Origin of the sequence: Achromobacter aloeverae (genome assembly GCF_004121055.1) — a bacterium.
Lineage (GTDB): Bacteria > Pseudomonadota > Gammaproteobacteria > Burkholderiales > Burkholderiaceae_B > Bordetella_C > Bordetella_C aloeverae.
In genome coordinates this window covers 266,567-290,900 of record NZ_PYAL01000005.1, presented here as the reverse complement: position 1 = coordinate 290,900, position 24,334 = coordinate 266,567, and the positions used below count along the sequence as shown (strand labels likewise).

The window sequence follows — 24,334 nt, the reverse complement described above, 5'->3', positions numbered from 1 at the left end:
CGCCCGCCAGCTTTCAACGCTCCCAGGTTTAATCAGGACCCATAGCCATGTCCGCAACCACCATGACGCCCGGAGAGATCGTCTCCGAACTGGATAAATTCATCGTCGGCCAGGCACGCGCCAAGCGCGCCGTCGCGGTCGCCTTGCGCAATCGCTGGCGCCGCCAGCAGGTGGCCGAACCGCTGCGCCATGAAATCCATCCGAAGAACATCCTGATGATCGGCCCCACCGGCGTGGGCAAGACCGAGATCGCGCGCCGCCTGGCCAAGCTGGCCAACGCGCCCTTCATCAAGATCGAAGCGACCAAGTTCACCGAGGTCGGCTATGTCGGCCGCGACGTCGACACCATCATCCGCGACCTCACCGAATATTCGATCAAGCAGACGCGCGAACTGGAAATGCGCCGTGTGCGCACCCAGGCCGAAGACGCCGCCGAGGACCGCATCCTGGACGCCCTGGTGCCGCCCGCCCGGTCCGCGTCCGGCGAACCGGAGCGCAACCCCGAAAGCAGCGCGCGCCAGACTTTCCGCAAGCGCCTGCGCGAGGGGGCCATCGACGACCTGGAAGTGGAAATCGAAGTGGCCCAGCCGGCGCCCCAGATGGACATCATGGGCCCGCCGGGCATGGAGGAAATGACCGAGCAGTTGCGCGGCATGTTCGCCGGCTTGCAGCGCGACAAGAAAAAGGCGCGCAAGCTCAAGGTCAAGGAAGCGTTCAAGCTGCTGGTCGACGAAGAAGCCGCCAAGCGCGTCAACGAGGAAGACCTGCGCACCACGGCCATCGCCAACGTCGAACAGAACGGCATCGTGTTCCTGGACGAAATCGACAAGATCGCCGCGCGCCAGGAAAGCGGCGGCGCCGAAGTCTCGCGCCAGGGCGTGCAGCGCGACCTGCTGCCGCTGGTCGAAGGCACCACGGTGAACACCCGCTACGGCATGGTACGCACCGATCACATCCTGTTCATCGCGTCGGGCGCCTTCCACCTGGCCCGTCCGTCGGACCTGATTCCCGAATTGCAGGGTCGCTTTCCCATCCGCGTCGAGCTCGACTCGCTGTCTGCCGCGGACTTCGTACGCATCCTTTCCGAAACCGATGCGTCGCTGACCAAGCAGTATGTGGCGCTGATGGAAACCGAGGACGTGCACCTGGACTTCACCGAAGAAGGCGTGCAGCGCCTGGCCGAACTGGCTTTCGCGGTGAACGAGAAAACCGAGAACATCGGCGCGCGCCGCTTGTACACGGTGATGGAAAAGCTGCTCGAAGACCTGTCGTTCGACGCCAGCAATGCCAGCGCCAGCGGCAAGGTGGTGCGTATCGACGCAGCCTACGTCAACGACAAGCTGGAAGAAGCGGCGGGTAGCCAGGACCTGGCGCGCTACGTGCTTTGAGCTACGTGCTTCGCGCCACGCGTGGTGGCGCGAACCGGCATACCTGGGGGCCGCGCCCCGGGGTCCGCACGCTGGGGGCCGCACGCAGGGGTCCGCGTTCGTTACATCCGGGCGCGGGCTGGGTAATATAGGGGCCAACTCTTTCCAGGACCCTCCGCCTTGGCCACCAGCCCCCTTATCCGCCCCGCCACGCCCGCCGACATTCCCGCCATCCTGGCGTTGATGCGCGGCTTGGCCGAATACGAGAAACTGACGCACCTGTTCGCCGCCACCGACGCGAACCTGCACGCGTCCCTGTTCGGCGAACAGCCCGCGGCCCAGTGCCTGGTGGTCGAAGGCAACGCAACAGACGACACAACAGGCCACGCCAGCACCGGCCTGGTCGCCTACGCCCTCTGGTTCCAGAACTATTCCACCTTCCTGGCCAAGCCCGGCCTGTACCTGGAAGACATCTACGTCCATCCCGACCACCGCGGCCACGGCATAGGCAAGGCCTTGCTGCTGCGCCTGGCGGCCATTGCCGTCGAGCGCGGCTATGGCCGCTTCGAGTGGACGGTGCTGGACTGGAACCAGCCGGCGATCGATTTCTATGAAGGCATGGGCGCGCAGGTCCTGCCGGAGTGGCGCATCGTGCGCGTGGCCGGCGAGGCGCTGGCGAAAATGGGCCGGCAGGCCGGTGAAAAGCAGGGAGCCAGCCATGGCTAACCGGCTGTCCGTCATCGCCACCCGCACCGGCGACGACGGCACGACGGGCCTGGGCGACGGCACCCGCGTCGGCAAGGACGATTTGCGGATCGCCGCGATGGGCGACGTCGACGAGTTGAACAGCACGCTGGGCCTGGTGCTCGCCGAGCCCCTGGCCGACGCGCGGCTGGCCGCGGACCTGCGGCGCGTCCAGCATTGCCTGTTCGACCTGGGCGCCGAATTGAGCATCCCGGGCTATGTGGCCGTGCAGGAAGCGCACGCGCAGGAACTGGACGATTGCCTGAAGCACTACAACGCCACGCTGGCGCCCTTGCAGGAATTCATCCTGCCCGGCGGCACGCGCACGGCCGCCCTGCTGCATGTGGCGCGCACCATCTGCCGGCGCGCGGAGCGCGCGGTGGTGGCGCTGGGCCGTACCCAGACGGTGCGGCCGCCCTTGCGGCAATACCTGAATCGGCTGTCGGACCTGCTGTTCGTCGCCGCGCGCCACGTCAACCAGGACGCGGGCACGGGCGACCTGCTATGGAAGAGCCCGAACTCCCGGGCGGGCGCCTGAACGCGCTGGCGCGTGTCCAGTGGCGCGGCAACCCGCGTCACGCGGCGTGCGCCGCCCTCCCCGCTCAGTTCACGCCGGCCGCGTGCGCCTGCTGGTCGGCGTGGTACGACGAACGCACCATGGCGCCCACGGCGGCGTGCGAGAAGCCCATCTCATAGGCCTCGCGCTCGAACATCGCGAACGTATCGGGATGCACGTAGCGCAGCACCGGCAAGTGGTGCTCCGACGGCTGCAGATACTGGCCGATGGTCAGCATGTCGACGTTGTGCGCACGCATGTCGCGCATGACCTGGAGGATTTCCTCGTCGGTTTCGCCCAGGCCCAGCATCAGGCCCGACTTGGTCGGCACGTCCGGATGCAGCTTCTTGAACTCGGCCAGCAGCTTCAGCGAATGGGCGTAGTCGGAGCCCGGGCGCGCCTGCTTGTACAGGCGCGGCACGGTTTCCAGGTTGTGGTTCATCACGTCCGGCGGACCGGCGTTGAGTATCTCCAGCGCACGGTCCAGCCGGCCGCGGAAATCCGGCACCAGGACTTCGATGCGGGTGGACGGCGACTGCTCGCGCACCTGGCGGATGCATTCCACGAAGTGAGCGGCACCGCCATCGCGCAGGTCGTCGCGGTCCACCGACGTGATCACCACGTAGGACAGCTTCAGCGCGGCGATGGTGCGGGCCAGGTTGCGCGGTTCGTCGACGTCCAGCGGATCGGGACGGCCGTGGCCGACATCACAGAAGGGGCAGCGGCGCGTGCACTTGTCGCCCATGATCATGAACGTGGCGGTGCCCTTGCCGAAGCACTCGCCGATGTTCGGACACGAGGCTTCCTCGCAGACCGTATGCAGGTTGTGTTCGCGCAGGATGCGCTTGATGTCGTAGAAGCGCGAACCCGGCGCGGCGGCGCGCACGCGGATCCATTCAGGCTTCTTCAGGCGCTCCACCTGCACCACCTTGATGGGAATGCGGGCGGTCTTGGCCTGCGATTTCTGCTTCTGGGTGGGATCGTAAGGAGCGGCGGCAGGCGTATTGCCGGCGGCGGGCGCGTCGGGAGTCGCGCTGGAGGACGTTTCAGCTGACATGGATCTGGGTTGCTTCGCGGCGCGCGAGGGCGTCGCCTGGAATCAAAACGACATCATACTCCCGCCGCCAGACGGTCCCCCGCGCCGACCCCGGCGACGGCCCGGCTATTGGCCAGCAGGGCGAGGCGACGCGCCAGCCCTTCTCCCACCTCGACCAAATCGGCGCGCACGCCGCAATGAGCCAGGTCGGTCGTGGCAAGGTTGGCGTAGCCACAGGGATTGATGCCGTCGAAAGGCCGCAAGTCCATGTCCACGTTCAACGCGACGCCATGGTAGGTACAGCCCGAGCGCACCTTGATGCCCAGGGCGGCGATCTTGGCCAGCTCGCCATCCGTCCCCGGCACATAGACGCCCGGTGCGCCCGGCTTCCTGCAGGCCTGTACGCCGTAGTCCGCCAGCAGGCCGATCGCCGTGTCCTCCAGGAAGGCCACGTATTCCTTCACATAGAGGCCGGCGCGCCGCAAGTCGGCAAGGACGTAGGCCACCACCTGGCCGGGGCCATGGTACGTGACCTGGCCGCCGCGATCCGTGCGCACGACGGGAATATCACCGGGCGCCAGCACGTGCTGGGGCAATCCCGCCTGGCCCAGCGTATAGACCGGGGCGTGCTCGCACAGCCAGATTTCATCGGCCGTGGCCGGCGTGCGGGCCTCGGTGAAGGCCCGCATGCCCCGCCACACGGTCTCGTAGTCGGCAGGGCGATCCAGCCAGCGGTGCATGGGCGCGCCGGCGCCGGGGTCCGTCAGCACGGCGGCGGCTCCCGGCGGCTTACAGCACCACCGACACCAGATGGTGTCCGTGCAGGGCGCGGTAGAGGTTGTCCAACTGCTCGCGCGAGGTCGCCCGCACGGTGAAGGTCAGGCCGATATAGTTGCCGCCCTTGCTGGGCCGCATCTCGACCGTGGCCGGATCGAAGGCGGGGTCGAACTGCAACACCACTTCGGTCAGCAACTGGGCGAACTCCGGATGCGATTTTCCCATCACCTTGATGGGAAAGTCGCTGGGATATTCGATGAGGGAGTCTTGGGGGGATATCGTGGTCATGCTAGATATATGGGGGCGCCAGGCGCGCTTTCCAAGCCTGGGGGGGCATGCCCCGAAGCCGGCCACTGAGCTAGCAACAGGGCCAGCAACTAGGCCGGCAACTAACACGCCACTAAGCCAGCAAGGCTGCAATACGCGCATCATACCCCGCACGCAGTTTGGCATAAACAGGGCCGGGCTTGCCATTGCCAACGGGGCGGCCGTCCAGGCGCGTGACGGGCAGCACTTCGCGCGCGGCGGAGGAAATCAGCAGCTCGTCCGCGGCTTCGACCTCGGCGCGCGGCACGTCGCGCATTTCGAAAGGCACGCCGGCTTCCTGCGCCAGCTCGGCCATCAGGCCGTAGCGTATGCCTTCCAGCACCCGATGGTCGCGCTGCGGGCCGATCACCTTGCCGCCGGAAACCACCCAGATATTCGCCGACGCCGCCTCGGTCAACAGGCCGTCGCGGAATTGGACGACCTCGTCCACGCCGGCGTCCACGGCGGCCTGCTTGGCCAGCACGTTGCCCAGCAATGACACCGACTTGATATCGCAATGCAGCCAGCGCTCGTCCGGAATCGAGACCAGCGATTGGCCGTTCTCGCGCACGCTGGCGGTGGGGCGCGTAAAGGGCGAGACCATGCCGAAGACCGTGGGCGTGACCGTCGCGGCGGGAAACCCATGGTCCCGCTTGGCCACGCCACGCGTGACCTGCAGGTACACCATGCAGGACGGCGTCGCGGAGCGTTCGATCAGTCCCTGCACCAGGGCGGCCCAGCCGTCGCGATCGAAGGGCGACGCAATGCGGACCTTGTCCAGGCTGCGCGCCAGGCGGGCCAGGTGCTCCGACAGGCGGAAGGGGCGGCCTTCGTAGACCGGCACCACCTCGTAGATCCCATCGCCGAAGATGAAACCTCGGTCCAGGACCGAGATCTTCGCATCCTGCAAGCGCACGAACTCACCGTTGAGATACGCCTGGCTGTCGGCTGGCACGCCCGGAATCATGATGGGAATACTCCTTATGCGGCCCGGCCTGCCCTCGCTGGAAGCTTTTCCTGCGGGCAGGCCCGGCGGCGAAAACAAAAGGCGGACCCAAGGTCCGCCCCCTTTTATCGACGGTCGGGCGCAAGCTTACACCCTTGCGCCCGCACCCATACCCGCCTTCCTAGTTGAACCAGCGCTTGACCGTATCCACCATGCGGCCGAAGAAGCCGGCGCGCTCGACCGGTTCCTGCACCACCAGCGGTTCGACGCGCAGCGTCTTGTTGTCCAGCGTCAGCCGCAGCGTACCGACCTTCTGCCCCTTTTCCAGCGGCGCCACCAACGGATCGGTACGCTCGGCCACCGGCTTGACGTCGGCCGTCTTGCCGCGCGGCACGGCGATCCACACCGGCGCAGGAGGCCCCAGCTTGACGGTCTCGACCTTGCCTTCCCAGACGCGCGCATCGATGCCGGGCTGGGCCTTGTCGAACAACTTCACGGTATCGAAGTTCTGGAAGCTCCAGTTGAGGATCTTCAGGCTTTCCTCGGCGCGGGTGGCTTCGCTGTCGGTGCCCACCAGCACGGTCAGCACGCGGCGATCGCCGCGCAAGGCGGTAGCCACCAGGCAGTAGCCGGCCGAGTCGGTATGGCCGGTCTTCATGCCGTCAACCGACGGGTCGGCCCATAGCAGCCGGTTGCGGTTGGACTGGGAAATCTTGTTGTAGGTAAAGCTCTTCTGCTTGTAGAAGTGGAAGTAATCGGGGTGATCGATGATCAGATGCGTGGCGATGGTCGCCAGGTCGCGCACGCTGGTCATGTGCTGCGGATCCGGCAAGCCCGTGGCGTTCATGAAGTGCGTGTTCTTCATGCCCAGGCGCTCGGCTTCCTGGTTCATCAGCGCGGCGAACGCGGTTTCGCTGCCGCCGACGGCCTCTGCCAGGGCCACCGACGCGTCGTTGCCCGACTGCACGATCACGCCCTGCAGCAATTCCTCGACCGTCACCGGCTTGCGCGGCTCGATGAACATGCGCGATCCGCCCGTGCGCCACGCATGTTCGGACACCGGCACCTGCTGGTCCAGCGTAATGCGCTTTTCATCCAGCGCATTGAAGACCACATAGGCGGTCATGATCTTGGTCAGCGACGCCGGTTCGACCTTCTGGTCGGGATTGGAAGCCGCCAGCACCTGGCCGCTGTTGACGTCGATGGTGATCCAGGCGCGCGCCGCCAGCGTGGGCGCCGGAATGGCGGACAGGTCGCCGACGGGCACGATGTTGCTGGAATCCGTGGCGCCGATCTGGGTCGGCGTGCCGGGCTTGGCCGGCGTGGCGGGCTGCGCGGCAGGCGCGGGGGTGGGCGCCGCGGCCTGGGCCCATGCCGCGATCGGGCTACCTCCGATCATCGCCGCCATCAGGGCGCCCGCGATAACGCGGCGGGACAAGGACACGGGAGCAATGCGGAACAGAGGCAGTGGAGTCATCGGCAAATGTCGGCGTTCGTGGTCGTGGCTAAGGTGGGGAAGCGCCAATTATAGGCAGCGAGGAAATGGCGACACTGCGTGGAATGTGTATGACGCGCGGGCAAGATGAAACGTGATGAAACATCGTTGAAGAATTTATACAGAAACCCTTACGTGGCGCGGCTTCCCGGCCAATTTGCCGCCCGAACCCAACTGTGGCGCGGGGGTAACACTCCGCAAGGGGCTCGGCAGCGCTTTGTATCATTAGCAAGATATTCGTGACACTATGGCGGGTCTCGCGCAGTCCCCGATTCGACGGCCTTTCTCTAAGCCCCCAGCACCACCATGAGCGGTATTTACCATTTCTGGACGGTCGTTCTGTCCTTGCTTGTTGCAACGCTGGCGTCCTATACCGCATTGAACCTGGCGGGCCGCATCACATCGGCGTCGACGGACGTGGCGCGGCGCACCTGGCTGTCCGGCGGCGCGGTCGCGATGGGCATGGGCGTATGGTCCATGCACTTCATCGGCATGCTGGCCTTCACGCTGCCCATCCGCACCGGCTACGACTACAGCATGACGGCGGTATCACTGGCCATGGCCATCGGCGCGTCCTATGTCGCGCTGCTGGTGTCCACGCACGGACCCCTGACCTGGCGCCGGGCGCTGCTCGCCGGCGCCGTGATGGCGGCGGGTATCTGCGGCATGCACTACCTGGGCATGGCGGCCATGCGCATGATGCCGGCCATCCAGTACGACACCGCCCTCTTCGTGCTGTCCGTGGTCATCGCCTATGTGGCATCCGTGGCCGCGCTATGGATCGCCCACGCGCTGCGCGCCGAAGAGGCCGTCGTCTTCCTGACGGTCAAGCGCGTCGGTGCGTCGCTGATCATGGCGGTCGCCATCACGGGCATGCACTACACCGGCATGGCCGCGGCGAACTTCGATGCCAATGCCATCTGCGGCGCCGCGGATGACCTGGACATCCACTGGCTGGGCTTGTCGGTGACTGGCGTCACCTTGCTCGTGCTGGTGCTTACGCTGGTCCTGTCGGCCCTGGAAAGCCGCTTCGACGCATCGCGCCGGTCGTGGAGCGGCTCGCTGCAAAAACTCAACTCCGCGCTGGTGCGCATGGCCAGCATCGATGCGCTGACCGACCTGCCCAACCGCGCGACGCTGACGCGCAATATGGAGCAGGCCATCCTGCGCGCGAATGGTCAGAAAACCGAGTTCGCCGTACTGTTCATGGACCTGGACGGCTTCAAGAGCATCAACGACTCGCTCGGGCACAGCATCGGCGACGGCATGCTCAAGGCCTTCGCCCATCGCCTGCGTGCGCGGGTGCGCCGCGAGGACACCGTGGCGCGGCTGGGCGGCGACGAATTCGTGGTGATGGTGGAAGGCCTGCACAATCGGGACGGCGCCGCGCGCGTCGCCCAATCGGTGATCGATGCGCTGCGCGAGGAGCTGGTGTTCAACGGCACATCGCTGCGCGTCACCACCAGCATCGGCATCGCGATGTACCCGCACGATGCCGACACCGTCGACCAATTGATCAAGCATGCGGACATTGCCATGTATGGCGCCAAGCAGGACGGGCGCGACGGCTATCGCTTCTACGAAGAGAGCATGGGCGAAAGCTTCAAGCGCGTGCTCACGGTCCAGCAAGGCTTGCAGGAAGCCATGACGCAGGACCAGCTGTTCCTGCACTTCCAGCCCAAGTTCTCCGATGGCGGGCGCCGCCTGACGGGCGCGGAGGCCTTGATACGCTGGAACCACCCGCGGCTGGGCGCCATCATGCCCGCCGAATTCATCCCGGTGGCCGAGCGTTCCGGCCAGATCATCGACATCGGCTACTGGGTCACGCGCACCGTCTGCCGCCACCTGAAGCGCTGGGACGCGCAGGGTCGCGAGCCCTTGCGTATCGCCATCAACCTGTCGCCGCAGCAGCTGCACCATCCCAACGTGGTGCCGCGCATGCTGGAGATCTGCCAGCAGGAAGACGTCGCGCCTTCGCGCATCATGTTCGAAATCACGGAGACCGTGGCCATGCATGATGCCGAGCTAAGCTCGCGCGTCATCCATGCCTTCCATGCGCACGGCTTCAATATCGCCATCGACGATTTCGGCACCGGCTATTCCAGCCTGGCCTATCTGCAGCAATTCCGCGTGCAGCAGCTCAAGATCGATCGCTTCTTCACCCAGGGCCTCGATACCCACGGCGAGGAAGGCCGCAACATCGTCGCGGCCATCGTCGCGCTGGCGCATTCGATGAACATGGAAGTGGTGGCCGAAGGCGTCGAGACCGACACCCAACTGGACACCCTGCACGACCTGGAATGCGACCAGGTGCAGGGCTATCTGCTGGAGCGCCCCATGCCGGCCGACAAATTCGAAGCCTTCCTCGATCAATCCGCGCAGCAGGCGCGGCGTGTCGTGCAGGCCGCGGCCGATGCGCTGGATATCAAGCCAGGGCCCGCGCCAGCCGCGTAAGCACCAGCTGCTTGAGCAGCAGCAGCTTGCCGTGGAAGAAATGGCTGGCGCCGGGGATCACCACCACCGGCACGCCGCGGTCGCGCGTCCAGTCCATCAATTCGCCTAGCGGCACCACTTCGTCCTGCTCGCCGTGCACGAGCAAGGTATCGGGCGGCAGGTCGACCTGGCGGAACTGGAAGCGCCAGACGGCCGGGCCGGCCAGGATCAAGGCGGCGGGACGGGTCTGGCCCAATTCGGCCAAGGCCGAATCCAATTGCGCGGCCACCGCCGTGCCGAAGGAAAAACCCGCCAGCACCCAGGGCAGGCCAACCAGCTCGGGATGACGCTCCAATACCTGGATCACCAGTTGCTGCATATCCGCGGTTTCACCGACGGCCTTGTCGAACTGCCCTTCGGACGCGCGCACGCCGCGGAAGTCCGGCCGCACCGCCACCAGTCCTTCCTGCACGCAGGCACGTGAAATGGTGGTGACCACCTTGTTGTCGCGCGTCCCCTCGTGCAACGGGTGAGGATGCAGCACCAGGGCCCAGCCGCGCGGCGGGTGTTCGGGCCAGTCGATGGCGCAATCAATACGACCGGCGGCTCCGGCGAAAGCGACGATTTCGGTGTGGGCGGACATGAGGCACTCGGACAGGCTATGCGGCCGGGGCGATCCGGCCTGGGACATCGGGGATGGCGCCCGGGCGCGGGGATGCGGCGGCGGGCGATGGGGGTTTCGAGAACTGCATATTACGGGAATCGCTGTAGGGACGCGGCCGGTCCGCGCGCCGGACCGCTCATTCGCGGCGCGGAAGCGCGTGGCCTGCGGGCATGGCTTGTGGCCTGAAGCGACGAGCCCGCGGCCCTCGGATCTGCTTTCCCAGCCGCGCTCCGGGGTCCGGATTCAGCGCGTCAATGCGTGGCCAACGGCACGCCCATCGGGCCGGCCGGCGCGGGCAGCTTCTGCGCCAGCCACAATGCAAGATCGTCCAGGGCTGCGTCGGTCGCCACCCGCAAGGCCTGCACGCCGCCGGAAGCATCCTGCGTGGTGGCGGGCGCGACGCGTGCCACCCGCACGGCATCGATGGTGCGGCGTTCCCTCAACAGGACGGCTTGCAGGGTCACCCGCCCTTCGCTGGACAAGCCATCCGGCGCAAAGACCTGCTCGAAGCGGGTGAGCGTCACTTGCAGGACAGGCGCGCGCGGATCGACCGAGTCGGCCAGCACGGGGCCTTGCGTGGACAGGCGCTCCACCAGCCGCTGCTGCAACAGCTGCGCCGGCGTCGCGGCCCAGCGATAGGTCGCGTAGGACTGGGGGTTGGCGCTCTCGCCGATCCGCCAGATCACGCCGGTATCGTTGAGCATGGACACCGCCGTGATGTTCACCGAAATGGGTTCACGCTTGGGCAGGGTGGTAATTGCCGGCGTCGACGGCCCCAGGTCGAACAGCCCGGTCTGGGGAGCGCTGGCGCGGCCCACGCTGCAACCGCTCAATGCCACGGTGGCCGCGGCGGCCACCGTGACCACCGCGAACGAAAAAGCCTTGAACGAGAAAGTCTTCATTCTTATCTCCCGAAGCCCGCGAAGCCGGATTCACCAGGCCCCGGGCGCGGCGGCGGCGCGCCGAACAACAAGGATTGCGGCGAATCGCCAACGCGCCGCACCGTCACCGACACGCCACGCGCCGTCGCGCTGACCTGGTTCGCCATATTCGTGACCGCCGGCAGCGTCTCGGTGGACAGGCGCGACGCCGCCTCCGAAATATTCTGCAGGCTGGCCGTGGCGAGATCCAGGGGGCCGCCGCGCTGATCCACGCGCAACAGCGTCTGGCGCGCGATCTGCGCCAGCGCATCGAAATCCCGGGCCGCCGACTGGGCCTGGCGCGAGGTCGCGTTCAGGCTGTCCAGCAGGGGGCCGATCTTGGCGGCCGCGGGGGCCAGCTCCTCGCTCAGCACCTTCAGCGAATGGGTCAGGTCGACGGCATTCTGCAGCGAAGCATGCAGGGCCTGCACGTTCTGCTCGTCCAGCAGCTTGCTCAATTGCGCGGAGATATTGCCCACGTTGTCCATGATGTTCCCGCCGCGCTGGGTGAAGCGCTCCAGCAGGCCCGGCCGCAGCGGGATCACCGGCAACTCATGCCCGACCTGCTTCAGGCGTTCGATGGAGCTGCCGTCGTCGCGCAAATCCACGTTGGCCAGCCCGGTCACGCCCTGCACGCCCAATTCCGCCCAGGTCGATTCCGTGATGGGCGTATTGGGCGCCACGCCGATGCGAATGCGCACCTGGCCCGGCACGTCCGGATTCAAGGCGAGCGACTGCACCTTGCCCACCGGTACCCCCTGGTAGCGCACGGGCGATTGCGCGGACAGGCCGCCCACGGGCGTGGAGGAGACGATTTCATAGTCGCGCAAGGCGGCCCGGTCGCGATTGATCACCACCGCGATCACGATCACGGCCGCGAGCAATAGCAGCGTAAACGCGCCGGCCAGCAGGGCGTAGCTACGGTTTTCCATTATTTGAGGTCCTTGGGAACAAGATCGCCCAATGCGCGGCGGCCGCGCTCGCCCAAAAAGAACGTGCGGATGAAGGGATGGTCCACCTTCAGGATTTCGGGCAGCTTATCGCAGGCGATGACACGCTTGTCGGCCAGCACGGCCACCCGCGACGACAGCGCCACCAACGTATCCAGATCGTGCGTCACCATCACCACCGTGAAGTGCAATTGCCTGTGCAGGTTGCGCACCAGGTCGACGAATTCGTCCGAGCGCAGCGGATCCAGGCCGGCCGTCGGCTCGTCCAGGAACAGCAGCTCGGGGTCCAGCGAAAGCGCGCGGGCCAGCGCCACGCGCTTGATCATGCCGCCGGACAGGTCGGAAGGCCGCTTGTAGGCGTCGGCCGCGGTCATGCCGACCATATTCAAGCGGCACATCACCACGTCCTGCACCAGGTCCTCGGGTATCGTGCGCAACTCGCGCAGCGGCAACGCGACATTGTCGAAGACCGTCAGCGCCGAGAACAGCGCGCCCGCCTGGAACAGCACGCCCCAGCGCCGCGCCAGCCGGTTGCACTCGGCACGGGACATCTCCGTCAGGGGCATGCCCAGCACCTGCACGGTCCCGGCGGCCGGCGTATTCAGGCCGATGATCTGGCGCAGCAGCACCGTCTTGCCGGAACCCGAACCGCCCACCAGGGTCAGGATCTCGCCCGGATAGACCGACAGGTCCAGGTTCTCGTGCACGACGTGGTCGCCGAAGGCCGTCTTCAGGCCGCGCACCGAAATAATCGGCGCGACGGTCAGCGCCGTCTCGTCGAACAGATAGCGTTGTTCTCGCAGGTCGTCTTTCATAGGGCCACCCGGCTGAGCAGGACAGCAAAAAGCGCATCGACCAGGATGACGCCGGTAATGGACGTCACCACCGACGTCGTCGTGCGCCGGCCCAGGCTCTCGGTGTTGGGTTCGACGATCAGGCCGAAATGGCAGGCCACCATCGCGATGAGAATACCGAAGACGACGCCCTTGGACAGGCCGATCATGTAATTGGCGAAGGTCACGGCGTCCGGCAGGGATTGCAGGAACCAGGCCGACGATACGCCCAACTGGGCCTGGGCCGCCAGCATGCCGCCCAGCAGGGCCAGGACATCGGTCCAGACCACCAGCAGGGGCATGGCGACGGCCAGGGCCACCACGCGCGGCAGGATCAGGCGCTGGCTCTGCGAAATCCCCATCACCCGCATGGCGTCCAGTTCCTGCGTCACCCGCATGACGCCGATCTGCGCGGTGATCGCCGAGCCCGAGCGGCCGGCCACCAGGATAGCGGCCAGCACGGGGCCCAGCTCGCGGACGATGGACACGCCCAGCAGGCGCACGATGAAGCGGTCGGCCCCGAACATCTGCAATTGCTGGGACGACAAATAGGACAGCACCACGCCGATCAGGAAACCGACCAGGGCGGTGATCCCCAGGGCCTGCGCGCCCATGCGGTAGATCTGGGCGGAGATCTCGCGCCAGGGAATGCGGGCGGGATTGAACAGCAGGTAGGCGGCATCGAGCACCAGCTGGCCCAGCATGATGGTCATCGCCTTGCCGTGGTGCGCGGCGGTGAATATGCCGTAGCCGATGGCGCTGACGGGGCCCCAGCGGTCCGACCGGGGCGGTTCGGCGGTCGCATCGCCGGGATGCGACGCCAGCGCCTGGAACACCTCCTGCAGGCCGGGCGAGATGCGCAGCCGCTTGGGCAGCACATCGCCCCAGGCGTGCCAGAGCAGGTTCGCGCCGACGGTATCCAGGCGCTCTATGCCGGTCAGGTCCCAGCGCATGGCCGACGTGGCGCTGGCCAGCGCCTGGCGGCGCGATTGGACTTCGCCGGGATGCGCCAGCGCTTGCACGCTCCAATCGCCCGCCACGTAGCAAATGTCGCCGGATTTCTTGAACGGGGCGACGGCGGGGTTGAGGGGCTGGGCGGTATGGACCATGTAGGCGGGGGCGCCTGGTGCGCGCCGATGCTCCTGGACGGTAACAGAGGTAATCATACGCGGACGGGGGGGAATAATTGGTGACGGGAATGGGTAAGTGTGTTTCGAGGAAGGGACGGTCGGATTGGCAAGATGGCGCGGGCCTGTGGGGCTTCCTGGAGGGGCTTCAGGAGGAATCCTCGGTCCAAGGCCATACAATTCAGGCCGTATTCGTTTTTGTCGGTACGCGGAGCCTGCTGGTGGTTTTCGTCCCTGCGCCCCGTTTCCGTCATTTCCTGTTCCCTTTCCTTGGCAGATTCGCGTTACATCATGTCCGACCGCCGTCTCCCCTCGCCCGCCATGCTCGCCGAAGAGGTCCGCCAGCGTCTGCCCCATTTCGGTGCGGTGGACTGGGTGGACGAGACAGGATCGACGAATGCGGACCTGCTGGAACGGGCGCGCCTGCAAGTCGGGGGCCGCGGCCTGCGTCCATGGCTGCGGGGTGCTCATCTGCAGAACACCGGCCGCGGCCGGGCCGGGCGGAATTGGCAGAACCGTCCAGGCCAGGCGCTGATGTTCTCCTGCGCCTTCGACACGTCTCTTGCCGCCGCCGAGCTGCCGGCGCTCTCGCCGTTGGCGGGCCTGGTGGCGGCGGAAGCCCTGCGCGGGCTGGCCGGTCCTGGGGCGGATGGCTTGCGGGTCAAGTGGCCCAATGACGTCATGTGGGGCGAAGGCAAGCTGTCCGGCGTGCTGGTGGAGACCACTCGCAATCCCGTGGATCGGGCGGCCGGGCATGTCGTGGTGATCGGGATGGGGACCAACCTGACCGACTCGGCCTTGCTGTCGCGGGAACTAAATAGGCCCATCGCGGATTGGGCGGGGGTCGGGGTTGATGTGCCCATCGCCGATGTCATCGCCGCCGTGGCGCGTGCATGGGGGGAAGCCATCGAGCAGATCCAGGCCCATGGGTTCCAGGCGTTTGTCGAGCGGTATGCGCGCGTGGATGCGCTGGCCGGGCGCGCGGTGCGGGTGCTGGACCGAGGGGAAGTGCTGCAGACCGGTACGGCGTCCGGAACGGACAGGCATGGGCGGCTGTTGGTGCGCACCGAGGCTGGCGTGATGCCGATATCGGTGGGTGAAGTGTCGGTGCGGGCGGCATAGGGGATGGGGCCGTTGTCCTCGCAGCGGGAAAGGAACGCCATGGAGATGCTGATCGATTCGGGTAATACCCGTCTGAAGGTGGGCCTGATCAATGCGGCCGACGCAGCGGCGACTGGCGTGCGGGCGGCGGCGACCGCTTGCGCGTTCGACAACAACGACACCGCGGCGTTTGCGGCGTGGCTGGATGCGCTGCCTACTGCGCCACACCGAGCACTGGGCAGCAATGTGGCGGGGCCGGAGCGCGCCGCGGCGATCGAGGCCGCATTGGGGCGGCATGGCTGCACTGTCGAATGGATTACGCCGCGCGAACAGGCGTTGGGCCTGACATCGCGCTACCAATATCCCGAGCGGCTGGGGTCGGACCGCTGGGCCGCGATGCTGGGGGTGCTCTGTCGCCTGCCTGCGCCACGGCCGGCCTTCCTGCTGGCGTCGTTCGGCACCGCCACGACGCTGGACACGGTCGGGGCGGATGGGGTTTTCGAAGGCGGGTTGATCCTGCCCGGACCGGTCATGATGCGGCGGGCGCTGGCTAGCGGGACGGCGGATCTGCCCTTGGCGCACGCAGAACCGGTGCTCTTTCCGGCTGAAACCCATGCGGCGATTGCGACAGGGGTGGCAGCCGCGCAGGCAGGCGCTGTTGTGCGCCAATGGCTGGTAGCGCGACAAAAGTACGGCGGACGGATGCTTACCCTTTATGTCGCGGGGGGCGGGTGGCCAGAGGTCGAAGCGGAAACGCGACGGCTGCTGGGCCAGGTCGCGTCCGCGCTGGGAGACAGCCCTCCCGCGCCCGAGGTAATCGACAACCCGGTGCTGGACGGCTTGGCTGCTTTGCTGGCCGGGCACGGCGCGCCCTGGAACTCCTAGCGCTGGGGCAACCCCGCGGACACATCAGTTCCGGGACGCCTGTCCAAGTATATTTTGTACGTGGGATTTTCCGGATAGTCCAGCCGCTCGTAGTTTTCGAGGATGAACTGATAGACCAGGGGGTGGGAATTTCCGTACAAATATTCTGCCCGGCCGTCCAGCGCCTGGTCGATGATAATGATGAAACCCGGTCGCTCCGCCTGCAATCGCGAAATCTCAGCTTCCTGGAATGAGGCTGGCCGGGAAAATACCGGATATATCTCCCATACCGGCGACCTGCGCTCCAGGAGTGCATACGAGCCCGGCCAGAAGGGAGCTGCCATGAAGGACCGGCCGTTCCCCGCATATTCCTTCGCCAGTCCGCGCAGTAGCGCTACGTCCGATGCGGTACGTCCGTCCATCTCGATGCGGTTGCCCGATATTTCCAATTCCACGCATTTTTCAACCACGGCGCACTGCCAGCCGGGATGAAAACGAAGCACCGCGCACGCGCTCATCGCGAAGAGCCCCCCTGCCAGCAACCATCGAGAGGGTACGGGACGTGCAGCGGTGAAAACCAACGCCCCCAGCACCAGCGGCGCTATTCCCTGCGCGAGATGTGACGGATCGGCCCGTGAAAACGCGAAATGCGCATAAGGAAGCGCCATGAAGGCTGCGCCGACAAATGCCGGCTGAACAGGCTTGCCTTTCCAACCTTGATAAATCGACCAAGCGAGTGCAGCTGCACCGAAGGTCAAGACGACAATGAAAAAAATACCGACCAGGAAATTCGGAAAGGCCGCAGTAAAGGGATGAGCCGAAAAATCAACCTTCCAGGGCCAAGGCACTGGCAGCGGCAAGTTCGTCGCACCCTGCTCAAATATGAACTTAACGCTTTCCCAGAACGCTTTCCCGAGGCCCGGGACTAAAAAGAGCGCCAGGAGGAGCGGCAGGAATCCCAGCACCACGCCCGCCGCCAGTAGGCAGCAGCTTTTGACGAGGCCGGGCTTGGTTTCGCTGAAGGCGTGGAGCCACAGGGTCACGCCAAGGCTGCCCACCAACCCATATACTCCATGATTGCGGCCGATGATGGCGGCGATTCCAACGGCGATGCCTGTGAGCAGATAACGCCGCGCCGATGGAGCAGCCACGAGAAGCGACAGAGTCCCTACAAGAAAAATGGAAACGGAGATGTCGAAGACCTTATGCCTGGTGAACATCCAAATCAGGACGACCAAGGCCGAGAGCGTCAGGTATAAGATGTCCGTCTTGCCCGCAGCCCCTTTTGCGGAGCGGGCAACCAAGCCCAACCCTACGGTCACGCCCAGCACCTGGAATAATGCCAGTGCCACGCGCAGCGCCATGATTCCGTGGTCGCCAAACAGCGCCATAAAACCGGCCACCCAATAGTAGCGCCCTGGATCGTACGCCATGAAATCGCGTATCGGCACTTCACCCGCAAGCACGCGCTGTGAGCCGTACCAAAGATACCCTTCATCCCACAAGCTGTACCCCTTATTACCTTCCCACAGGAATGTGGCTAGGACAAGAATGGATGAAAGCGCCACATGCTTGAGCAGTAGCGACTTGCCATTTGTCTGGAGGAGGGGCATAAGTATCGGGTCTTCCGCGGACACAGGACGTTAGCACGGCGCATGTTACCTCCGGCCTGAGTCCGAGTGATGGACGCAGGGGGTCGGCGGACCGCAGCCACGGCATGGGCCCTGTTCGCTAGGCGGAACGGCGAGGAGACGGCATGCCGAGAGGCGATTTGCCCTGCATGCCGCCGTAGCCGACAATTCGGAACGAGGTGAAAACCCGGCGCCGGATGCCCGCTCCCCACCGGACCCACGCCCTCCTTCCCCCCTATTCGCTGCCGCCCTCTACAGGAATCCTCCCCATGCGCATCCTTTTCGTGCTGACCGTGCTGGCCAATGTCGTAATGTATGGAATCGGCCAAGGCTGGTTCGGGCTGGCGCCTTCCGAGGAAGGCCGCGATCCGGGCCGATTCCGGGCGGAACTAAACGCGAATCGGGTGACCATCAGTCCCTAGCAGAGGCTACTGCGTGAATAGTCCGTACATGAATTCCGATATCGCAATACAAGTCAGTCACGTCAGCAAGCGTTTCCATGTCAACAAGCGTTTCCATATGCGCGACGGCGCCAGCCCGCGAATAATTCCCCATCTGGGCACGGCAAAATCGAAAGAGAAATTCATGGCGCTCGACGATATTTCCCTGGTCATTGGCAAAGGGGAGACCGTGGGCATCATCGGCGAAAATGGAAGCGGCAAATCCACGTTACTGCAGATTATTTGCGGCGTGATGACGCCGACCACCGGCCGGGTGACCGTGGCGGGGCGGGTGGTAGGATTATTAGAGCTGGGAGCGGGTTTTAATCCTGAACTCACCGGCCGGGAAAACGTCTATATAAATGCCGCGATCCTTGGCGTCGGCAGAGACGAAACAACCGCGCGCCTCGCTTCTATCGAGGAATTTTCGGGAGTGGGCAACTACATCGACCAGCCGGTGAAATTATATTCAAGCGGGATGGTAGTCCGACTGGCATTTTCGGTGGCGATCAGCGTCGAACCACATATTTTGATTATAGACGAAGCATTGGCGGTCGGCGATGAATTGTTCCAAAGAAAATGCTATTCCAGGCTCGAAGAGCTCAAGGCCCAAGGGACGACTATCCTATTTGTTTCCCATGCCAGTAATGCTGTCGTAAGTCTATGCGATCGAGCCATCCTGTTGGCCAATGGAACGAAGCTGGCGGAAGGACATCCCAAGAACGTGGTGGCGAAATACCATCAGTTGCTGAATACGCCAACCGACAAAAAATTCCAGCTATGGCGCCAATTCCGGGACGAACTCCTCCAGTCGAGGCCGAGTTTATTGCCCGCGTCCCGCGCCAGTGAGGACTGCATCGCCCAGGAGATCTTCGACCCATCGCTGGCTACGAGCGAGGCGATTTCGTACGAACCGCAAGGCGCCCTCATCTCATCGGTAGCGCTCTATAATGCGCAGGGGCGCAGGGTCAACTGCCTCCATACGGGGGCATCCTATAAATATATCTATCGCGTGCATTTTCAGCGGGCCGCAACTCAAGTGCGCTTCGGGATGCTGCTCAAGACAATGGCGGGCGTCGAATTGGGCGGCGGTTCCTCGGCCAACCAGATTGCCAATGGCATCACGCACGTAGCGGCTGGCACGACGTTGACGGTGCAGTTCCAGTTTATCTGCCGGCTCAACCCAGGCGTGTATCTACTCAATGCCGGGGTTTCTGGCGACAATGGAGATGGATTCAGGCATCTTCATCGCATCATGGACGCCCTTCGTTTTCGTGTGATAGCTGCCGATGAATCATCGGATCTGGGCTGGATTAATTTCTCGAGTCGTCTGGAAGTAAATTACCTGCTTGACCCATGTTGAATTTTGTTTGCATCGGCGCCCAGAAAAGTGGCACTACCTGGTTATACGAGGCATTGCGCAAGCATCCCTTGATCGATTTCCCGGGAGGCAAGGAAGTCCATTTCTGGGACCATTACCCGGGCAAGGACCTACAGCGGTACCTTGGATTGTTCGGCAATGACGACCGCTGCAATGGAGATATTACGCCGGCGTACGCAATATTGCCTTTAGACACCATCCGAAAGGTGCGCACCTCGTGTCCGTCGCTCAAGATCATCTACCTGATGCGCAATCCCATCGAGCGCGCCTGGTCAGCCGCACTGATGGCGCTGCGGCGGGCGGAGATGACATATGGGGAAGCGTCGGAACAGTGGTTTGTGGACCATTTCAATTCGCAGGGCTCCCTGGCACGTGGCGACCATGCCGCCTGCCTGCGGAACTGGCTCTCCGTCTTTCCCAGAGAACATGTTTTAATCGCCCGCTACGAGGAAATTATCGGCCAGCCTGTGACTCTCCTGAACAGGGTGCTCAACCATGTTGGCCTGGAGGAATTCTTCACCGCAGAGTCCCGCAGCGAATTGTCCAGACCCGTTTTCGAAGGTGAAAAACGCACAATTCCTCCTAAATTGCTCGGGGTGTTGAAATCGCTCTATCGTGAGAAGGTCGACGCATTAAGCACATTACTTGATCACGATTTTTCGGAATGGAAGGAAATTAAAAAAATGTCAACCGGCGTCGAACCCAAAAAAGGCAATGTGGTGCTTGTGCTGGGCATGCATCGCAGCGGAACCAGCGCCGTCGCTGCCGGCCTGGAGAACCTGGGCGTATTCATGGGCAGCACGCTGGCGCATGCAGATGAGTGGAATCCGAAAGGCTATTTCGAAGAACGCAAAATAGTGGCGTTCAACGACCAATTGCTTCAATTGGCTGACCGGCGGTGGGATTCGCCTCTGCCGCCCGATCCTGTGCCCTCCCCGTCGTGGCCGCGCCAGCTCGCGCCGGCAGCGTCCTTGCTGGAAGAGATTTTCGGTGACGCGGCGACATGGGGCTTCAAGGATCCCCGGATGTGCCTATTATCGTCCTTCTGGCAGCAGGTATTCGCGTCGATGGGCATCGTTCCCCATCTTCTATTCGTTTTGCGCCATCCGGCTGAGGTCGCGCACTCACTGGCGCGCAGAGATGGCATCTCGGCCAAGCGCGCCGCCTGGCTATGGTTAACGCATCTTCTGGGCAGCCTGGACTATGTCCAGGACAGCTCCCATTGCCACATGGTCGATTTCTCCGCATTGATGAGCCGTCCCGCGCCCATGCTGAAGAGCCTATGCGAATGGCTGGGATTGTCCTGTAAGCAGGAAACGATTGAGCAATACGCGTCGGAATTCATTTCGCCGACCCTGGCACACGGTGCGGATGCCGGTTCGACCGAGATTCCTGCGCTGGTGCTGCGCGCCTACCAGTATTGGAAGCATGTTGCGGATCAGAATACGTTCTCGTCGGCATCGCTACATGCGCAGGAGTGGATTAATATCAGGGATGAATTTGAGCGCGATGTCAAACCCGGGCTTGTTGCAGTGCATGACTTCTTCGAGGGCGATCGCCAACTGGAAGTGGCGGATGCGAGGGCGAGGACACTGAGCCAAGCGCTTGCGCTGGCCGAGCGCCTCGCCTTGGAGCGGCTCGAGCAACTCGCCACGTTGGATACGCAATTGAAAAAAACCACTGAGGGTCTAGCTTTCGTCGAAAAGCTCGCCCTCGATCGGCTCGAACAGCTCGACCGCCTCGGCGAGCAACTCAAGCAAGTAACCGAATCGCGAAACCCCGTCGCCAGGATGGTTTTCAAGCGTTCGGGTAAGAATTAGGCCAAGTAGAGTGACTCAGGACTTCCCACAGGGCCCTCAAGCGCCAGTAGAGCCACCCGGCACGCTTATCTGCCAGGTTGACCAACTGACCAACAACGGTCACGGTATCTTTGGCGTTGGCTGGGCCTTGGATCGCGCCGGCTCAATTGTCGAGGGCGCGCTGCTTCTGCATTTCAAGAATGGCCGCACGAGTTACGCACGGGTGACCATGGGCCGTTTGAGGGATGACGTGGCCCAGGTGTTTCCCGACCACCCGCAGGCTGCCCGTTCGGGCCTGATGTTCTGGGCAGGATGGGGTGAAGAGCGGCCGGAGGCGGCGCAGTTCGTGTTCCGCACCCAGGAAGGGCGGACATTGAGCACCGCCCTTGATCTCTGGGGAAATGCCGTCCCGCCCGAACTCGCGCCAGCCCCCCCGTCCGGGCGCCGCCATCGGATCAAGCAGGTCTTGACCTATATGCGCCAGGGCAAGATCCGGACCCTGCTGGCCAAGGCCGCGCAATACAAGGGACGGCCACCCGATTCCCGCAGTACCGAGGAAATCGAGTTGACCTCCCGGCTGGAAGGACGCCGCTGCCGCTTGGTAGTCGATCACTCCATGGGTGGCGGCGCCAATCTCTATCGCAAGCGATTGGTGTCCGAGTGGCTGGAGGCGGGAGACGCCGTCGCCCTGCTCAGTTTCGATGTCGGTTCTATGAGCACCTATGTAGAAGTGCGCGACGGGGAAGAAGTTTTCGAGCGCAAGCTCGCAAACTTCGACGCCTTGGCGGCGGCTCTTGCGTCCTCGAATTTAGTGGAAATACTGCTCAATTGTGCCGTGTCGTTTACACAGGTTGGAAAGATTCAGCAGCTGTTATTGGATCTCAAGCGCATATCAAATGCTACGCTGGCCGTCGCCATACACGAATACTTCGTGATTTGCCCCTCTCCGTTCTTATTGGACAAGAACGGCAAATATTGCGGGGTCCCTTCCACCGACCGCTGTAACTCATGCTTGCGCGAGCATGACGACGGTTTCGTGTCCTTGACCGGCGAACGGTCCATCGAGCGCTGGCGAAAGATGTGGACCGAAGTGTTAAGCATTGCCGACGAAGTCCGTTGCTTCTCTCAATCGAGCAAGCGCTTGCTCGAACGTGCCTATCCCGATATTGCCAAACACGCGACACTACGTCCCCACGACGTCGAGCCGCTGCGGCGGGTGCGCCAGACAAGGGTGCCGGGCGGCACGCTCACTATCGGCGTGATTGGATTCATCTCGCACCACAAGGGCGCCGGGGTGGTCGTCGCACTAGCCGAAGCTATTTCGGCGGCAGGAGCAGATGCTCGCATCGTAGTGTTCGGCAGCCTTGAGGGCGCCCCGCCATCGGATGTGATCCTGCAGACAGGATCCTACAACCGGTATGATCTTCCCGGGCTTTTGGAGAAATACGAGGTGAACATCGCCTTGATGCCATCCATCTGCCCGGAAACCTTCTCTTTCGTCGCACATGAAGTGGTATCCATGGGGCTCCCGCTCATGAGCCTGGATCTGGGGGCCCAGGCCGATCTCGCACGTTCAGTGGCAACGGGAAGGGTTTCGCCGCGCCAGGACGGCCCCGGACTACTTGCCGAAATCATGGCGTTCGACCGAGATCTCTATTTTTTGAATGCAAAGGCTCATCCTTGAAGAAGATCCACGTTTATACCAGTGCAGCCTGCAACTACATTCCAAAGGTCCGTACGTTGGTCAGGTCTATCAAAAAGTTCCACCCTGACTGGATCGTGCATCTTGCCCTGTCGGATGAGCTTCCTCCGGGATTCGATCTTTCGCAGGAGCCTTTCGACGAGATCCATCCGCTCAGCAGCCTCGGGATCGCTGACGCCAGGGGCTGGGCCTTTTGCCACACAATCGTCGAGCTTTCCACCGCGATCAAGCCCTTCCTCCTTGCGCACCTGTTGGGCCGTGACGATTGCGGAGGAGTGATCTATCTGGATCCGGATACGGTGCTTTTTTCGCCCATCGATGAAGTCCTGGAAGCGCTCGTGCATTCGAACATTGCGCTGACGCCTCATCTGGTGGATCCAGAGCACTCGCTGGCAGGCGTAATGGACAATGAGATCTCCTGCCTGCGGCACGGGATCTACAACCTGGGCTTTCTGGCTGTAGCGCCTACCGAGATCGGCAAGCAGTTCGCGCAGTGGTGGTCGGACCGCCTCTATTATTTCTGCCGGGCGGAAATCCATAACGGCTTGTTCACCGATCAGCGCTGGATCGATCTCGCCCCCGCCTTTTTCGAAGGCGTATGCGTACTGCGGACGCCGCGCCTGAATGCCGCGCCATGGAACCTGTCGACGCGGACGATCACGGGCGAACTTCCCAATAGCGTCAAGGTGGACGGCGAGCCGCTGGGCTTCTACCACTTCACAGGGTTCGACAGCGGCGCGCACAGGATGATGGCCCAAAAATATGCCGGCGACCAGCCCACCGTCGCGGCCCTGATCGAGTGGTACGACAACGCCATCGCAGATACCGGCGATGATCCACTAAGCAAGGTCGTCTGGGCTTATTCGCGTTTTGCGGATGGCACGCCGATTCCGAAGGCCGCCCGCGTCATTTATCGCGAGCGGCTGGACCTCCAGCGCGCGTTTCCCGATCCCTTTGCGACGCAGGGAGGGGGCTATCGGGCCTGGTGGGAAACGCAAGGTCCGGTCGAATATCCAGCATTGTTCGATGAAGATGCCGGCACCGTGGCGCTCGCAACGCATCGCCTTTCGGCGGGCCTGACTCCTGGCTACCAGGCTGGTGGCAACATCCCGGACGGCCCTTCCGGCGATCCGTCGGCGACGCATGGCAACATCCCTATGGCACCGCGTCCCCGCGGTCGATCCTTGAAGCGGGCGTGGGAGGTGTTGCGCACCGAAGGCGTCGGAGGTATTGCGAAACGGGTATTGCGGTAAGTGGTCAAT

At 63.8% G+C, this 24,334-nt stretch carries 21 protein-coding genes and 1 pseudogene; 11 read left to right on the top strand and 11 right to left on the bottom strand.

What is annotated here, in order from left to right:
* Positions 1-47 precede the first annotated feature (47 nt).
* The 3 genes from hslU (at position 48) to C7R54_RS18045 (ending at position 2,649) form a co-directional block, all read left to right on the top strand.
* On the top strand, positions 48-1,388 hold the full coding sequence (gene hslU / locus C7R54_RS18055; protein WP_129151809.1) for an ATP-dependent protease ATPase subunit HslU: 1,341 nt from the start codon (positions 48-50) through the stop codon (positions 1,386-1,388).
* Positions 1,389-1,547: 159 nt separating this feature from the next.
* The gene (locus tag C7R54_RS18050; protein ID WP_240039589.1) at positions 1,548-2,093 is read left to right on the top strand and encodes a GNAT family N-acetyltransferase; all 546 of its coding nucleotides are present in this window, start codon (positions 1,548-1,550) and stop codon (positions 2,091-2,093) included.
* Positions 2,086-2,649, top strand: coding sequence for a cob(I)yrinic acid a,c-diamide adenosyltransferase (locus tag C7R54_RS18045; protein ID WP_129151808.1), 564 nt, complete (start codon positions 2,086-2,088; stop codon positions 2,647-2,649). Before C7R54_RS18050 ends, C7R54_RS18045 begins: the two co-directional genes overlap by 8 nt.
* A gap of 64 nt (positions 2,650-2,713) precedes the next feature.
* Here the strand turns inward: C7R54_RS18045 and lipA are convergent, their stop codons facing one another.
* From lipA to C7R54_RS18020, 5 genes are all read right to left on the bottom strand, one after another.
* Positions 2,714-3,724 (bottom strand): lipoyl synthase, encoded by a 1,011-nt coding sequence (gene lipA, locus C7R54_RS18040; RefSeq protein WP_129151807.1) that lies wholly within the window; start codon positions 3,722-3,724, stop codon positions 2,714-2,716.
* A 53-nt stretch (positions 3,725-3,777) separates the two neighbouring features.
* Positions 3,778-4,443 carry a lipoyl(octanoyl) transferase LipB gene (gene lipB / locus C7R54_RS18035; protein WP_129152037.1) on the bottom strand — a complete coding sequence of 222 codons (666 nt, stop codon included), beginning with the start codon at positions 4,441-4,443 and terminating at the stop codon, positions 3,778-3,780.
* 49 nt (positions 4,444-4,492) lie between these two features.
* Positions 4,493-4,768 (bottom strand): DUF493 family protein, encoded by a 276-nt coding sequence (locus tag C7R54_RS18030; protein ID WP_129151806.1) that lies wholly within the window; start codon positions 4,766-4,768, stop codon positions 4,493-4,495.
* 112 nt (positions 4,769-4,880) lie between these two features.
* Complete coding sequence (locus C7R54_RS18025; protein ID WP_129151805.1) at positions 4,881-5,753, bottom strand: D-amino acid aminotransferase; 873 nt, start codon at positions 5,751-5,753, stop codon at positions 4,881-4,883.
* A 160-nt stretch (positions 5,754-5,913) separates the two neighbouring features.
* Positions 5,914-7,209, bottom strand: a complete 1,296-nt coding sequence (locus C7R54_RS18020; protein ID WP_129151804.1) for a D-alanyl-D-alanine carboxypeptidase family protein — start codon at positions 7,207-7,209, stop codon at positions 5,914-5,916.
* Between the two features lie 324 nt (positions 7,210-7,533).
* Here C7R54_RS18020 and C7R54_RS18015 point away from each other — a divergent pair, with 324 nt between their 5' ends.
* Positions 7,534-9,681 (top strand): putative bifunctional diguanylate cyclase/phosphodiesterase, encoded by a 2,148-nt coding sequence (locus C7R54_RS18015; protein ID WP_129151803.1) that lies wholly within the window; start codon positions 7,534-7,536, stop codon positions 9,679-9,681.
* Here the strand turns inward: C7R54_RS18015 and C7R54_RS18010 are convergent.
* The 5 genes and pseudogenes from C7R54_RS18010 to C7R54_RS17990 form a co-directional block, all read right to left on the bottom strand.
* Positions 9,653-10,303: an alpha/beta hydrolase gene (locus C7R54_RS18010; protein ID WP_129151802.1), complete on the bottom strand. Its 651-nt coding sequence runs from the start codon at positions 10,301-10,303 to the stop codon at positions 9,653-9,655. The genes C7R54_RS18015 and C7R54_RS18010 overlap by 29 nt on opposite strands.
* Positions 10,304-10,575: 272 nt before the next feature.
* Positions 10,576-11,226 (bottom strand): ABC-type transport auxiliary lipoprotein family protein, encoded by a 651-nt coding sequence (locus C7R54_RS18005; RefSeq protein WP_129151801.1) that lies wholly within the window; start codon positions 11,224-11,226, stop codon positions 10,576-10,578.
* A gap of 2 nt (positions 11,227-11,228) precedes the next feature.
* The gene (locus tag C7R54_RS18000; protein WP_129151800.1) at positions 11,229-12,176 is read right to left on the bottom strand and encodes an MlaD family protein; all 948 of its coding nucleotides are present in this window, start codon (positions 12,174-12,176) and stop codon (positions 11,229-11,231) included.
* Positions 12,163-13,009 (bottom strand): annotated as a pseudogene (locus tag C7R54_RS17995) (ABC transporter ATP-binding protein). Before C7R54_RS17995 ends, C7R54_RS18000 begins: the two are co-directional and overlap by 14 nt.
* Positions 13,006-14,136, bottom strand: coding sequence for an MlaE family ABC transporter permease (locus C7R54_RS17990; protein ID WP_129151798.1), 1,131 nt, complete (start codon positions 14,134-14,136; stop codon positions 13,006-13,008). The pseudogene C7R54_RS17995 and the gene C7R54_RS17990 overlap by 4 nt, the downstream one beginning before the upstream one ends.
* A 309-nt stretch (positions 14,137-14,445) precedes the next feature.
* Between C7R54_RS17990 and C7R54_RS17985 the strand changes: the two genes are divergently transcribed.
* Positions 14,446-15,276: a biotin--[acetyl-CoA-carboxylase] ligase gene (locus C7R54_RS17985; RefSeq protein WP_129151797.1), complete on the top strand. Its 831-nt coding sequence runs from the start codon at positions 14,446-14,448 to the stop codon at positions 15,274-15,276.
* A gap of 39 nt (positions 15,277-15,315) precedes the next feature.
* Positions 15,316-16,140 carry a type III pantothenate kinase gene (locus C7R54_RS17980; RefSeq protein WP_129151796.1) on the top strand — a complete coding sequence of 275 codons (825 nt, stop codon included), beginning with the start codon at positions 15,316-15,318 and terminating at the stop codon, positions 16,138-16,140.
* Here the strand turns inward: C7R54_RS17980 and C7R54_RS17975 are convergent.
* Positions 16,137-17,732, bottom strand: coding sequence for a hypothetical protein (locus tag C7R54_RS17975; RefSeq protein ID WP_204524355.1), 1,596 nt, complete (start codon positions 17,730-17,732; stop codon positions 16,137-16,139). The two genes, C7R54_RS17980 and C7R54_RS17975, sit on opposite strands and share 4 nt — an antisense overlap.
* Before the next feature lie 287 nt (positions 17,733-18,019).
* Between C7R54_RS17975 and C7R54_RS28985 the strand changes: the two genes are divergently transcribed.
* The 5 genes from C7R54_RS28985 to C7R54_RS17955 are packed head-to-tail and all read left to right on the top strand — an operon-like array spanning position 18,020 to position 24,325.
* On the top strand, positions 18,020-18,172 hold the full coding sequence (locus tag C7R54_RS28985; RefSeq protein WP_192903689.1) for a hypothetical protein: 153 nt from the start codon (positions 18,020-18,022) through the stop codon (positions 18,170-18,172).
* A 28-nt stretch (positions 18,173-18,200) separates the two neighbouring features.
* Positions 18,201-19,553, top strand: coding sequence for an ABC transporter ATP-binding protein (locus tag C7R54_RS17970; protein ID WP_192903688.1), 1,353 nt, complete (start codon positions 18,201-18,203; stop codon positions 19,551-19,553).
* Positions 19,547-21,391, top strand: coding sequence for a sulfotransferase (locus C7R54_RS17965; RefSeq protein ID WP_129151795.1), 1,845 nt, complete (start codon positions 19,547-19,549; stop codon positions 21,389-21,391). The genes C7R54_RS17970 and C7R54_RS17965 overlap by 7 nt, the downstream gene beginning before the upstream one ends.
* A gap of 10 nt (positions 21,392-21,401) precedes the next feature.
* Positions 21,402-23,054, top strand: coding sequence for a glycosyltransferase family protein (locus tag C7R54_RS28980; protein WP_192903687.1), 1,653 nt, complete (start codon positions 21,402-21,404; stop codon positions 23,052-23,054).
* Positions 23,051-24,325: a glycosyl transferase gene (locus C7R54_RS17955; RefSeq protein ID WP_129151794.1), complete on the top strand. Its 1,275-nt coding sequence runs from the start codon at positions 23,051-23,053 to the stop codon at positions 24,323-24,325. Before C7R54_RS28980 ends, C7R54_RS17955 begins: the two co-directional genes overlap by 4 nt.
* The last annotated feature ends 9 nt before the right edge of the window (positions 24,326-24,334 follow it).

What these genes read in the sequence shown, in the direction of transcription:
- hslU (WP_129151809.1), top strand. Translation starts at nt 48, where the DNA reads ATGTCCGCAACCACCATGACGCCCGGAGAGATCGTCTCCGAACTGGAT.
- C7R54_RS18005 (WP_129151801.1), bottom strand. Translation starts at nt 11,226, where the DNA reads ATGAAGACTTTCTCGTTCAAGGCTTTTTCGTTCGCGGTGGTCACGGTG.
- C7R54_RS18045 (WP_129151808.1), top strand. Translation starts at nt 2,086, where the DNA reads ATGGCTAACCGGCTGTCCGTCATCGCCACCCGCACCGGCGACGACGGC.
- C7R54_RS17980 (WP_129151796.1), top strand. Translation starts at nt 15,316, where the DNA reads ATGGAGATGCTGATCGATTCGGGTAATACCCGTCTGAAGGTGGGCCTG.
- C7R54_RS17985 (WP_129151797.1), top strand. Translation starts at nt 14,446, where the DNA reads ATGTCCGACCGCCGTCTCCCCTCGCCCGCCATGCTCGCCGAAGAGGTC.
- C7R54_RS17970 (WP_192903688.1), top strand. Translation starts at nt 18,201, where the DNA reads ATGAATTCCGATATCGCAATACAAGTCAGTCACGTCAGCAAGCGTTTC.
- lipB (WP_129152037.1), bottom strand. Translation starts at nt 4,443, where the DNA reads ATGCACCGCTGGCTGGATCGCCCTGCCGACTACGAGACCGTGTGGCGG.
- C7R54_RS17975 (WP_204524355.1), bottom strand. Translation starts at nt 17,732, where the DNA reads ATGCCCCTCCTCCAGACAAATGGCAAGTCGCTACTGCTCAAGCATGTG.
- C7R54_RS18010 (WP_129151802.1), bottom strand. Translation starts at nt 10,303, where the DNA reads ATGTCCGCCCACACCGAAATCGTCGCTTTCGCCGGAGCCGCCGGTCGT.
- C7R54_RS18020 (WP_129151804.1), bottom strand. Translation starts at nt 7,209, where the DNA reads ATGACTCCACTGCCTCTGTTCCGCATTGCTCCCGTGTCCTTGTCCCGC.
- C7R54_RS18015 (WP_129151803.1), top strand. Translation starts at nt 7,534, where the DNA reads ATGAGCGGTATTTACCATTTCTGGACGGTCGTTCTGTCCTTGCTTGTT.
- C7R54_RS18030 (WP_129151806.1), bottom strand. Translation starts at nt 4,768, where the DNA reads ATGACCACGATATCCCCCCAAGACTCCCTCATCGAATATCCCAGCGAC.
- C7R54_RS17990 (WP_129151798.1), bottom strand. Translation starts at nt 14,136, where the DNA reads ATGGTCCATACCGCCCAGCCCCTCAACCCCGCCGTCGCCCCGTTCAAG.
- C7R54_RS18025 (WP_129151805.1), bottom strand. Translation starts at nt 5,753, where the DNA reads ATGATTCCGGGCGTGCCAGCCGACAGCCAGGCGTATCTCAACGGTGAG.
- lipA (WP_129151807.1), bottom strand. Translation starts at nt 3,724, where the DNA reads ATGTCAGCTGAAACGTCCTCCAGCGCGACTCCCGACGCGCCCGCCGCC.
- C7R54_RS28985 (WP_192903689.1), top strand. Translation starts at nt 18,020, where the DNA reads ATGCGCATCCTTTTCGTGCTGACCGTGCTGGCCAATGTCGTAATGTAT.
- C7R54_RS17965 (WP_129151795.1), top strand. Translation starts at nt 19,547, where the DNA reads ATGTTGAATTTTGTTTGCATCGGCGCCCAGAAAAGTGGCACTACCTGG.
- C7R54_RS18000 (WP_129151800.1), bottom strand. Translation starts at nt 12,176, where the DNA reads ATGGAAAACCGTAGCTACGCCCTGCTGGCCGGCGCGTTTACGCTGCTA.